This window comes from Staphylococcus sp. GDY8P120P (genome assembly GCF_017892065.1).
In the GTDB taxonomy this organism is placed as follows: domain Bacteria; phylum Bacillota; class Bacilli; order Staphylococcales; family Staphylococcaceae; genus Staphylococcus; species Staphylococcus nepalensis.
In genome coordinates this window covers 260,063-272,675 of the sequence record NZ_JAESKI010000013.1, presented here as the reverse complement: position 1 = coordinate 272,675, position 12,613 = coordinate 260,063, and the positions used below count along the sequence as shown (strand labels likewise).

Sequence of the window (12,613 nt, the reverse complement as noted above, 5' to 3'; positions counted from 1 at the left end):
ATTATTATCTATGATTAACCATTTAAATTGAGCCCTCCCTACCCTTTCTCCAAATTAAAAAAGCAGGAATAGTAATCTCGCAAAGATTACAATCCTGCTTTTTTAAAGCTAGATGATGCTAAGCTCATTTTAAACATTCACGTAGTTTATCATGATATTTAAACTTTAATTCATCTTTCTATTTAACTGGACGTATAACTGTTTTACCGCCCATATAAGGCACTAATGCATCTGGAATTGTTACTGATCCATCTTCATTTTGATAGTTTTCTACAATTGCAGCAAATGTACGACCTACTGCTAAGCCACTGCCATTGAGCGTATGCACTAATTCCGGTTTTGCTGTTTTATCACGTTTAAAACGAATGTTAGAACGACGCGCTTGGAAATCAGTAATATTTGAACAAGAACTGATTTCTTTGTATTCGTTATAACTTGGTAACCAAACTTCTAAGTCATATGTTTTACTTGAACCAAAACCGATATCTCCTGTACATAAAATAACTCTACGATAAGGTAATCCTAACTCCTCTAAAATTGATTCTGCATGTTGTGTCATTTCTTCTAATGCGTTCCAAGAGTCTTCTGGTTTTTCAAAGCGCACCATTTCTACTTTATCGAATTGATGTAATCGAATTAAGCCTCTTGTATCTCTACCTGCAGAACCCGCTTCACTACGATAACAAGCTGATTGGGCAGTGAATTTAGCAGGCAACACATCTGGCTCAATAATTTCATTACGATAATAATTCGTTAATGGCACCTCTGCAGTTGGAATTGTATAAAGTCCTTCTTTTTCAATTTTGAATAAATCTTCTTCGAATTTTGGCAATTGTCCTGTACCATACATAGAATCGGCGTTCACTAATTGCGGCACCATCATTTCAGTGTAACCGTGCTGTGTCGTATGTTTCGTTACCATATAGTTCATCAATGCTCTTTCTAATTGAGCACCTTCCCCAGTTAAGAAGACAAATCTAGCGCCAGAAACTTTTGCGCCTCGTTCGAAATTAGCCATTTGTAATGATTCAACTAAATCCCAATGTGCTTTTTCTTCAAAGTCAAATGCTCTTGGCGTACCCCAACGTTTTAATTCTACATTCTCTTCATCAGAATCGCCTTCAGGCACATCATCATGAATGATATTTGGGATACGTGATAATAAATCTTCTAATTCTTTATCTACTTTATTTAAATCTGCATCTAATTGTTTGATATCCTCGCCTAATTTACGCATTTCTACAATAACGTCATCTGCATTTTCTTTATTACGTTTTTTCTCAGCGATTTCGCCACTCACTTTATTACGTTTCGCTTTCATTTCCTCAGCACTGCGAATAAGTTCACGACGCTTATCATCAAGTGCTAATACATCATCCACTACTTTTGCGTCCATACCACGTTTTGAAACTTTGTCTTTTAGTAACGTTGGTTCGTTACGAAATCGTTTAATGTCTAACATATCACTTTCCATCCTTTCAAATGTAAATATTTTCAGAGTGAACACAAAAAAGACCACATCCCTATACAAGGGACGTGGTCTTTACGCGTTGCCACCCTATTTAACAGTCAAAAAAGACTGCACTTTCACAAAAATAACGGTTAAATCCGATTGTTCTTCTTTATAGTAGGTAGATTCATATTGACACTGATTGCTTGTTCTCACCAACCACAAGCTCTCTGAAATCAGACGATTCAACACTACTTATCCTACGAACAATAACTTTATTGAGTTGTTTTAAATATAGCAAATAACGCACCATTTTTCAAGACTGATGACATTGAAACAATTAAATTTCATTTGAATAAGCATGATCTAGTAAATATTGTGCAACAGCTTCGATATCTTTATGAAATTGTCGATCTTGTGTTATAGAGTGTACTACCTTGCGTAAAGCTTGATATTTTTCATACGTTTTAGGTGATAATTTTTCAATATCTTTATATTCTACTGCTTGAAGTGCAATAATAGCTTCTATTGCTAGCACACGCCGTGCATTTTCAATCATTTGATAGCCATGGCGAGAGGCAATTGTTCCCATAGACACATGATCTTCTTGGTTAGCTGATGATGGAATGGAATCTACACTCGCTGGATGTGCAAGTGTCTTATTTTCTGAAACCAAACTCGCTGCTGCGTATTGCATAATCATCGCACCGCTTTGTAGTCCTGGTTGTGGGCTTAAGAATGCTGGCAAGCCATTGTTTAATTGCGGATTAACAAGTCTTTCTAGTCTTCTTTCTGAAACATTAGCTAATTCGCTAACACCCAGTTTTAAGAAATCCAGTGCAAAAGCAATTGGTTGTCCGTGAAAGTTCCCGCCAGAAATAACGAACGTTTCATCATCTTCATCAAATATTAATGGGTTATCATTAGCTGCATTCATTTCAAATTCAAGTTTTTCTTTCACATAATTAAATACCTGGAAGCTTGCGCCATGTATTTGTGGGATACAACGCAATGTATAAGCGTCTTGTACACGAATGTCTCCTTGTGATGTAGTTAATTTTGAACCTTCAAGCCAATCTAACATACGTGCTGCAACATCGATTTGTTCTTTGAAATGACGTACTTTATGTACGTTTTCATGGTATGCGTCTGTTATACCATTTAATGCTTGATGTGTGAGTGCAGCAATCCATTCTGCTTGATAACCTATATATTCCGCTTCTATATAATTAATCACACCTTGAGCAGTCATGGCTTGCGTGCCATTAATTAAAGCTAACCCTTCTTTAGCCTGTAATCTTAAAGGGGTACGATTTAATAGATTTAAGACATACCGGCTGTCTACTTCCTCGTTTTTATAATATACGCTGCCTTCTCCGATTAGCGCTAAAGCTAGATGTGAAAGTGGCGCTAAATCTCCAGAAGCACCCAGTGATCCTTGTTGAGGAATAACAGGAATGATTCTATTGTTAATAAAGTATATGAGTTGATCTACTAAATCGACGGTCACACCAGAATGACCTTTAAGTAATGTATTTAGACGTAATACCATCATCACTAATGCAACGTCTTGTGAAAAAGGTTTTCCTATCCCACAAGCATGCGAACGAATTAAATTCACTTGTAATTGATTGTATTCTCCTTGATCAACTCGTACGTCACTGAATAACCCGAACCCTGTCGTTATACCATAAATCGTTTCTTTATTCTCTATAATCTTCTCTACGGTTGCTCGGCTTTGTTTTACACGCTGGTATGCATCATCCGTCACACTAACTTCATCGCTTTGATATAGTAATTCCTTTATTTTATTAATCGTTAAACTTTCTCCATTAAGTTGCAATGTCATATTTTCATCTCCTTGCTTTTAATGTGTTTCAATTAATTTGAGTATACGCTTACAAAATTTTAAGGACAATAGGTTAACGCATATCCGTAACATGGTATTAAATTAGTATTTTAATAAGGCAAAGTAAGTGATTTTATATTTTCTAAAAACAAATCCACGCTTAATACTTCTAACTATTGACTAAAATGCAAACCAGGTATAATATTTTCTATTGTATTTATAAAATAAGTAACTAGGGTAAATATAAGAATAGACTACACTTTGATAATGCTTAAAATCACGTATTATTTTATCGAAAATAATAAACTTACTCATAAAAAAATCAAATCATTAAAATAAGCTAAATTGATCATAATTTATATCTCTAAAGGAGGTTTCAATGTTGGAAACAATTTCATCCGTAAGTATTCCTAAGCGTAAAGACGAGACACATAAAGGGGATTATGGCAAAATTCTGTTAATCGGAGGCAACGCAAACTTAGGTGGGGCAATTATGCTTGCTGCACGTGCTTGTGTGTACAGTGGTAGTGGTTTAATCACAGTAGCTACACATCCAACCAACCATGCAGCGTTACATTCACGTTGCCCTGAAGCAATGGTCATTGACATCAATGATACAAAAATGCTCACTAAAATGATTGAAAACACAGATTGTATCTTGATTGGGCCTGGGTTAGGATGTGATTTTAAAGGAAACAATGCCATCACGTTCTTATTACAAAATATCCAACCACATCAAACACTTATCGTGGACGGAGATGCAATCACTATATTTAGTAAATTGAAGCCAGATATTCCAACCTGTAAAGTTATTTTTACGCCCCATCAAAAAGAGTGGGAACGTTTAAGTGGTATTCCAATAGAAGAACAAACTCACGAACGTAATCGTGAAGCGGTTGATAACATTGGCGCAACAATTGTGTTAAAAATGCACGGCACTGAAATCTATTTTAAAGATAGTGAATGCAAGCTTCCAATTGGTACGCCAGCAATGGCTACAGGTGGCATGGGCGATACACTTGCTGGTATGATTACAAGCTTTGTGGGACAATTTAATGACCTCAAAGAAGCAGTCACAAGTGCAACTTATACGCATAGTTATATTGGTGAAACATTGTCTGATAAAATGTATGTTGTACCGCCATCTCAACTGATAAGTGAAATTCCATATGCAATGAAATCATTAGAAAATTAAATAATACAAAAAGAGTGAGACAAAAATCTATTTTTCTAAAAAGAATGCATTCTCTCGCTCCTTACTAAAATGACTAGGGTTGAAAATATATATTTTCAACCCTAGTCATATGCTACCAATATTATATGAGCCTGAGACATTTCAATATATGCCTCAGGCTCATTTCTTGGATTACATCATTTAAATTTACGTTTCATCATTATCTTCGTTATCAATGTCTTCGTTGATACGGTCCATAAAGTCTTCTCTTACTTCTTGGCGACCGTCTTCATCTGTTTCATCCTCATCTTCTGTTTCTGTGTGGACAATATCCTCTGATAAATGATCATTCACTACTGATTCTGATTGTTGATTTTCACTTGCCTTATTAGTACTTTCAATTACTTCATCATCTGTTTCTTGTAGCTCGTTTTCTTCAGCTTCTTTTTCTTCTTCATCTACTTTAGCTACCGTAGAAACAAATTGATCTTCGTTTAATTTAATCAATCTCACACCTTGTGCAGCACGGCCATTTTGTGAAATATCTTCTACGCCTATACGGATAATGACGCCTGCATTTGTAACAATCATCAAGTCTTCTTTACCTTCAACTGAAGTAATACATACTACTTTACCATTACGTTCTGTGATTGTTGCAGTTTTAATTCCTTTACCGCCACGGTTTGATAAACGATATTCACTTACTGGCGTACGTTTACCGTAACCATTTTCTGTTACTACAAGGATTTCGTCATCTGTTTCTGCTTTAGTAACGTCTAGTCCTACGACACTATCGCCATCTCTGAGCGTAACACCTTTAACACCTGCAGCTGTACGCCCTAATGGACGTAATGCTGTTTCATTAAAGCGGATGAGCGAACCATGCGATGTACCGATGAGAATATCTTCATCCCCGTCTGTTAATCGTACTGCTATCAATTCATCGTCCTCTTTGAAACCAATAGCAATCTTACCGTTTTTGTTAATATGTGAGAAGTTACTCAACGCTGAACGTTTAACAATACCATTCAATGTTGCAAACACTAAATAATCTTCTTCACTTTCTAAATCTTTAACAGCAATCATTGTGCTAATTGTTTCGTCATTATCGAGTTCTATTGCATTGACTACTGGAATACCTTTAGACTGACGCGAGAGTTCAGGAACTTCGTATCCTTTTAGTTTATAAACTCTGCCTTTATTTGTGAAGAATAGGACATGATCATGGGTACTCAATGTTACAAGCTGACTTACAAAGTCTTCTTCTAGCGTTTGCATACCTTGTACGCCACGACCACCACGATGTTGTGCTCTATATGTTGAAACTGGTAGACGCTTAATATAGTTATTGTGGCTTAACGTAATAACAATTTGTTCTTCTGGTATAAGGTCTTCATCTTCAATGTTATCTAGACCACCCAATTGGATTTCCGTCTTACGTTCATCACCGAAACGTTCACGTACATCAATTAATTCGTCACGTACAAGTTGTAATAATTTTTCTTCATCTGCAAGAATTGCTTTTAACTCGTCTATATAAGCAATTAATTCGTTATATTCAGATTCAATTTTATCTCTTTCTAAACCTGTTAAACGTCTTAAACGCATATCTAGTATTGCTTGCGCTTGTCGTTCAGTTAATTTGAATTGTTCTTGTAAGTTTGCCATTGCAACCTTATCAGTGTCAGATTCACGAATCACACGAATAATTTCATCAATATGATCTAAAGCGATTCTCAAACCTTCTAAGATATGAGCTCGGTCTTGTGCTTTTTTCAAGTTGTATTCTGTTCTTCTTCTAACGACTACTTTTTGATGTTCAAGATATTCAACTAATGCTTCTTTAAGGTTAATTAATCTTGGCCTACCATTCACTAAAGCAATCATATTCACGCCAAAGGACGTTTGTAATGGCGTTTGTTTATACAAGTTATTTAATACAACACTCGCGTTTGCATCTTTACGTATATCAATAACCACACGTACACCAGTACGTAAACTTGTTTCATCACGTAAATCTGTAATGCCTTCAATTTTCTTATCACGTGCTAATTCAGCGATTTTTTCAATCATACGTGCTTTATTGACTTGGTAAGGCACCTCAGTCACAACGATACGTTGACGGCCGCCACCACGTTCTTCAATCTCAGCTCTTGCACGCATTTGGACTGAACCACGTCCAGTTTCAAACGCCCGACGTACGCCACTTCTACCAAGAATGATACCTGCTGTAGGGAAATCCGGTCCTTGAATATCTTCCATTAACTCTGCAATAGTAATATCCGGATTATAACTTAAGCTTAATACACCATTTATAACTTCAGTTAAATTATGTGGTGGGATATTAGTAGCCATACCAACCGCGATACCTGAAGCACCGTTTACTAGTAAGTTAGGGAACCTGGATGGTAAGACTGACGGCTCTCTTTCATTACCATCGTAGTTATCAACAAAATCAATCGTATCTTTATTTATATCTCTCAGCATTTCAAGTGTGATTTTAGACATGCGCGCTTCAGTGTAACGCATTGCCGCTGCTCCATCTCCATCCATGGAACCAAAGTTACCTTGGCCATCAATTAAAGGGTATCGATAGCTGAAGTCCTGTGCCATTCTTACCATGGCTTCGTATATTGATGAGTCTCCGTGAGGGTGATATTTACCCATGACGTCCCCAACAATACGTGCAGATTTCTTATATGATTTATCAGGTGTCATACCTTGCTCGTGTAAGCCGTAAAGTATACGTCGATGTACTGGTTTCAAACCATCTCTAACATCTGGTAGCGCACGTGAGACGATAACGCTCATCGCATAATCTAGGAACGACTCACGCATCTCATTTGTTATATTTCGTTCATTAATTCTTGATTCAGGTAATTCAGCCATCAAGATATCCTCCTTCAAAAATTCAGTTCATTGTCTTAGAAATCTAAGTTTGCATAGACTGCATTATCTTCAATAAACTGTCTACGATTCTCAACAACATCGCCCATTAACATCTCGAAAACTTGGTCAGCTTCTATAGCATCATCTAACGATACTTGCAGCATCGCTCTATTCTCAGGGTTCATTGTAGTCTCCCATAATTGATCGGCGTTCATTTCACCAAGACCTTTGTAACGTGCAATAGACCATTTTGGACTTGGGTCTAATTGCCCTTTAAGTTTTTCTAACTCACGTTCATTAAACACATAGTATTTTTGTTTTCCTTGTGTCAACTTGAATAATGGTGGTTGTGCGATATAAACGTATCCTGCTTCAATTAATGGTCTCATAAAGCGATAGAAGAATGTTAATAACAATGTTCTAATATGCGCACCGTCTACGTCAGCATCCGTCATCAAGATAATTTTATGGTAACGTGCTTTACTGAGATCAAATTCTCCACCAATACCAGTACCAAAAGCAGTAATCATAGAACGAATTTCATTATTGTTTAAAATTCTATCTAATCGTGCTTTTTCAACGTTTAATATCTTACCACGTAACGGTAAAATTGCCTGTGTTTCCGAGTCACGTCCAGACTTAGTAGACCCCCCGGCAGAATCACCCTCGACAATAAATATTTCACTGCGAGAAGGGTCTTTACTAGAACAATCGGCTAGTTTACCAGGTAAACTAGAGACTTCTAAAGCAGACTTACGGCGTGTCACTTCACGCGCTTTTTTAGCTGCAAGGCGCGCTTGGGATGCCATAATGCCTTTTTCTATTATTGTGCGACCCACTTGCGGGTTTTCGTATAAGAAGCGTTCAAAAAGTTCAGAAAATATACGGTCTACGACTTGACGTACTTCAGAGTTACCAAGTTTTGTTTTAGTTTGTCCTTCAAATTGTGGGTCACTGTGTTTAATTGAAACAACAGCTGTTAAACCTTCACGTGTATCTTCACCTGAAAGTCTTTCTTTATCTTCTTTCATAATTTTACTATTAATCCCATAGTTATTTAATACTCGAGAAAGCGCACGTTTAAAACCTTCTTCATGCGTACCACCTTCATACGTGTGGATGTTATTAGCGTATGTTAAAAGGTTTGTAGCGTAGCCTTTGTTATATTGAAGTGCAATTTCAACTTCAATATCGTCTTTTGATTGATGTACATAAATAGGCGCTTCATGGATAGGTTCTTTATTTTCATTTAACATTTCAACGTAAGATCTAATACCACCTTCATAGTGATATGTGTCTTCGCGGGTTTCCTCTTCACGTTCATCTCTTAATGTGATTGAGATACCTTTGTTTAAAAATGCAAGCTCTCTAATACGCTGTTGCAATATTTCATAGTTGTATGTCGTTGTTTCAGTGAATATCTCAGGATCAGCTTTAAAACGAATTGTCGTACCAGTGTTTTCATCTGTTTCTCCGATGACTTTCAAGTCAAACTGAGGTATACCTTTTTTATATGCTTGATGATATATATTTTCATCTTTGTAAACATACACTTCTAAATCTTCAGACAACGCGTTTACTACAGAAGAACCTACACCGTGGAGACCGCCGGAAACTTTATAACCGCCACCACCGAATTTACCACCAGCGTGTAATACAGTTAAAATAACTTCAACAGCAGGACGTCCCATTTTCTCTTGTATGCCTACAGGGATACCACGACCGTTGTCTGTTACTTTAATCCAATTGTCTTTTTCAATAACGACGTCAATTTGGTCAGCATACCCTGCAAGTGCTTCATCAATACTATTGTCGACTACTTCCCATACTAAGTGATGTAGCCCTCTCTCTGAAGTTGAGCCTATATACATACCTGGTCTTTTACGAACCGCTTCAAGACCTTCTAATACCTGAATCTGACCAGCACCATAATCTTCCGTGTTGTTCACATCTGACAATGCTTCCACCTTCACTTTCTGTTACTTTATAATTTCGCCTTTATTAATGCGATAAAGTTTAGCGTTTTTCATAATTTCATGATCAATGCCATCAACCGATGTTGTAGTCACAAATGTCTGCACTTTATGTTGAATTGTGCTCAATAAATGAGACTGACGTGAATCATCTAATTCACTTAATACATCGTCTAGCAATAGAATGGGATACTCGCCTACTTCAATATTCATCAACTCAATTTCCGCAAGCTTGATAGATAAAGCAGTCGTTCTTTGTTGCCCTTGTGAGCCGTAAGTTTGTGCATCCATACCATTTACATTAAAACCTAAATCATCTCTGTGAGGCCCAAATAAACATATACCTCTATCTTTTTCACGATCTTTATTATCATCTAGTAAAGTTAAGACTTCCTCTAAGCGTTCTGTCTCACTTTTTTCTTCACCATCTAGCTTGATGCTAGGTAAATACTCCAATGACAGTGTTTCGTTTTCGTCAGTAATACCAGAATGGATAGGCTTTGCTAATGATTCAAGTTCCTTAATAAAATGTTCACGTCTGAGTGTAACTTTGAGTGCATATTCTGCAAATTGTTGGTTTAAGACATCAAGCATAGTGCTATCTGTCTTTTGCCCGTATTGCAATTGCTTCAAATAATTATTTTTTTGTTTTAAAATTCTTTGGTACTGAGACAAATCATTTAAATAGACTGCTGAGATTTGCCCAAGTTCCATATCTATAAATCTGCGTCTTATTTGAGGTGCCCCTTTGACAATGTTCAAATCTTCAGGTGCAAACAAGACAACATTTAAGTGACCAATATATTGTGTCAGTCTACTTTGCTCTAAGTGATTGATTTTTACTTGTTTACCCTTTTTAGTTATAAACATTGTTAAAGGCATCTCACCATACCTATAACTAAGTTCACCCTCTATTTTAGCATAGTCACTATCAAAACGTATCAATTCCTTGTCATTTGACGTTCTATGGCTTTTTGCCAATGCTAAAGTATATATAGATTCTAATAAATTTGTCTTTCCCTGAGCGTTTTCACCAATCAATATATTGACTTCAGGATGACAATTTAAGGTGATTGACTCATAGTTACGGTAATTGTCTAACTGGAGTGTCTTTAATTTCATTCTTCACCTTGGTGTATAATCAAAAATGAACCGACTTCTGGTATTTCGATGTTATCTTGATGGTTTAACTTCTTACCACGACGCGTTTCACGCTCACCATTGATCATTACTTCAAAATCTTGCAAGAACCATTTCGCTTGTCCGCCAGACTCAATAATACCTTCTGTCTTTAGAAATTGCCCTAAAGTAATGTCTCCATCAACAATTACTTCTTCAACCAAATCAATCACTCCATTCCTTTTAAACTCATCTATATATTATACCTTTTTTTTAGAAAAATTTCATGTAAAATACAGTTAGAAAGCGTTTTCTTGTGTGTTATTTTTACTTATTTCTGAAATTTATTTACAAAGGTGTTTAGAATAACGTATTACTCATATATTATAACAAACTTTTATTCATATTATTCGATTTCTTTAGAAAAATATTCTAACTTTAAAATTAATTATTAACAATTTTATTAACTATATATTAAATCATCACTTTTAAGTGTAACGATAGCAAACTGTTACAGTAATCTATCATTTTGCATTTTAAAGCGTTTCTAAGCTCATTTATTAATTTAAGGCATCTAAGTTCGTAATAGACTGCTAAATGCTTATATTAAAGCTCTAAATAGCTTGTAGATAGTTAAATATATTTAATGCACTAAAATATGCTTTGTTAATATACACGGTTTATTTTGGTGAATTACTTCTAAAAATTATAAAACTCACTTAACTCAAGCTTCTTCATATAAAAAAGAGACCCATCTGGGTCTCTTTTTGCCTATCATACATTGCCTCTATAGGATTAATTCTTGATAATTCTTTTTTTAGCCATTCTCGTTGATGTACAAAAAGAATTTTTTAGAAAAGTATAATACTTACGCTTTCTTATAAGATTTTAATATGTTCTGATCGGTAAAATTAATTGCGTAACAGAGTCATCGTCTTTTGGTTTTAAGATAAATGGTTTCATCGTGCCAAAGAACTCAACTTCTACTTCATCATTATCGATCGCTTTTAAAGCATCCATCATATATTTAGAGTTGAATGAAATTTTTAAGTTACCGCCATCAACATTATTAGCTTTCACTTCTTCTTTTACAGTACCTATTTCTGGAGATGTTGAAGATAATTCAACTAATTCACTACCTGTGCTTAATTTAATAACATTATTTCCACCTTCACGTGCTAATAAAGATGCACGATCAATCGCATGGTAAAATTCGCCATTATCTATACCAATTTTGATTTCATAGTTTTCTGGGAATAAACGTGAAGTATCTGGATAATGACCTTCTAATAGACGTGAAATAAAGTTTACATTACCCACTTTAAATAAAACTTGGTTTGATGCGAAGAAAATATCTATTTCTTCTTCATTGTCTGACATAATTTTATTTAATTCAGATAAGGCTTTACCTGGAATGATGACATTTTTGTTTTCAGATGCATCTTCTAAAGCGACTTTTCGCACAGCCAAACGGTGTGAGTCAGTAGCAGTGCATATTAATTCATTATCCTGTATAAGCCAGTTAACCCCCGTTAATACCGGGCGTGTTTCTGAGGTGGACACAGCGAAATTAGTTTGTGCAATCACGTTTTTTAAGACTTTCACAGATAATTGAATTGCATCATCGCGTGAAACTTGTGGTAATAACGGGTATTGATCTGGGTCTAAACCACTTAAGTTAAATTCTGAATGTCCAGAAGTGATTAAAGTTTGGAATTGTTCATTCGTTGATAATTTAACTTCTTTTCCTGGTAGTTTTTTAATAATATCTACAAAGAAACGACCAGGGAGTACAACTGAACCAGTTTCAGCAACTTCAATGATATCTTCTCCGTCAACTTGTTTAGGAATAGTGATTTCAATTGAGATTTCTGAATCTGAACCAGTGAGTATCACTTCATTGCTTTTAACTTCAATTTTTATACCAGTGAGTATAGGTAATGTTGTTCTTGGTGAGATTGCTTTTAGTGTATCATTTAATTGATTTATAAAATAATCTCTTCTAATTGTAAATTCCATTTTTTAAACTCCTTCCAGTCGTTTATATAATAATTATATAGGTTTTAAACCCGTAGTAATAGTAGTAGGGCTTGTGGATTAGGGGATAACTCAAATTATTTCACGTATGCCATCAGCTGATAACTGTGGATAACTTGTGC

Annotated in this window: 8 protein-coding genes and 1 other annotated feature; of the genes, 1 reads left to right on the top strand and 7 read right to left on the bottom strand. The window is 35.6% G+C overall.

The genetic code is table 11. The annotated features are described in order from the left end of the window. Nucleotides 1–178: 178 nt before the first annotated feature. On the bottom strand, nt 179–1,462 hold the full coding sequence (gene serS, locus KA900_RS10385; protein ID WP_210139563.1) for a serine--tRNA ligase: 1,284 nt from the start codon (nt 1,460–1,462) through the stop codon (nt 179–181). Between the two features lie 65 nt (nt 1,463–1,527). Then, nucleotides 1,528–1,729 (bottom strand) — a binding site (T-box leader). A gap of 61 nt (nt 1,730–1,790) precedes the next feature. Beyond that, nucleotides 1,791–3,299 carry a histidine ammonia-lyase gene (gene hutH / locus KA900_RS10380; protein WP_210139561.1) on the bottom strand — a complete coding sequence of 503 codons (1,509 nt, stop codon included), beginning with the start codon at nt 3,297–3,299 and terminating at the stop codon, nt 1,791–1,793. 379 nt (nt 3,300–3,678) lie between these two features. On the opposite strand from hutH, the gene KA900_RS10375 reads away from it, so the two are divergent. Then, on the top strand, nt 3,679–4,494 hold the full coding sequence (locus KA900_RS10375) for an NAD(P)H-hydrate dehydratase (protein WP_318270733.1): 816 nt from the start codon (nt 3,679–3,681) through the stop codon (nt 4,492–4,494). A 186-nt stretch (nt 4,495–4,680) separates the two neighbouring features. On the opposite strand, the gene gyrA is transcribed toward KA900_RS10375, so the two are convergent. The 5 genes from gyrA to dnaN all read right to left on the bottom strand — a co-directional run bounded on the left by gyrA (nt 4,681) and on the right by dnaN (nt 12,473). Then, a complete protein-coding gene (gene gyrA, locus KA900_RS10370) occupies nt 4,681–7,362 on the bottom strand; it encodes a DNA gyrase subunit A (protein WP_210139559.1) in 2,682 nt (893 codons plus the stop codon). 35 nt (nt 7,363–7,397) lie between these two features. Further along, complete coding sequence (gene gyrB, locus KA900_RS10365) at nt 7,398–9,329, bottom strand: DNA topoisomerase (ATP-hydrolyzing) subunit B (RefSeq protein WP_174221775.1); 1,932 nt, start codon at nt 9,327–9,329, stop codon at nt 7,398–7,400. Between the two features lie 12 nt (nt 9,330–9,341). Beyond that, nucleotides 9,342–10,457: a DNA replication/repair protein RecF gene (gene recF / locus KA900_RS10360; RefSeq protein WP_103373116.1), complete on the bottom strand. Its 1,116-nt coding sequence runs from the start codon at nt 10,455–10,457 to the stop codon at nt 9,342–9,344. Continuing rightward, on the bottom strand, nt 10,454–10,687 hold the full coding sequence (gene yaaA / locus KA900_RS10355; RefSeq protein ID WP_174221760.1) for a S4 domain-containing protein YaaA: 234 nt from the start codon (nt 10,685–10,687) through the stop codon (nt 10,454–10,456). Before yaaA ends, recF begins: the two co-directional genes overlap by 4 nt. Before the next feature lie 655 nt (nt 10,688–11,342). Then, nucleotides 11,343–12,473 carry a DNA polymerase III subunit beta gene (dnaN, locus tag KA900_RS10350; protein WP_096807941.1) on the bottom strand — a complete coding sequence of 377 codons (1,131 nt, stop codon included), beginning with the start codon at nt 12,471–12,473 and terminating at the stop codon, nt 11,343–11,345. Nucleotides 12,474–12,613: the final 140 nt, after the last annotated feature.

What these genes read in the sequence shown, in the direction of transcription:
- dnaN (WP_096807941.1), bottom strand. Translation starts at nt 12,473, where the DNA reads ATGGAATTTACAATTAGAAGAGATTATTTTATAAATCAATTAAATGAT.
- gyrA (WP_210139559.1), bottom strand. Translation starts at nt 7,362, where the DNA reads ATGGCTGAATTACCTGAATCAAGAATTAATGAACGAAATATAACAAAT.
- hutH (WP_210139561.1), bottom strand. Translation starts at nt 3,299, where the DNA reads ATGACATTGCAACTTAATGGAGAAAGTTTAACGATTAATAAAATAAAG.
- recF (WP_103373116.1), bottom strand. Translation starts at nt 10,457, where the DNA reads ATGAAATTAAAGACACTCCAGTTAGACAATTACCGTAACTATGAGTCA.
- serS (WP_210139563.1), bottom strand. Translation starts at nt 1,462, where the DNA reads ATGTTAGACATTAAACGATTTCGTAACGAACCAACGTTACTAAAAGAC.
- KA900_RS10375 (WP_318270733.1), top strand. Translation starts at nt 3,679, where the DNA reads ATGTTGGAAACAATTTCATCCGTAAGTATTCCTAAGCGTAAAGACGAG.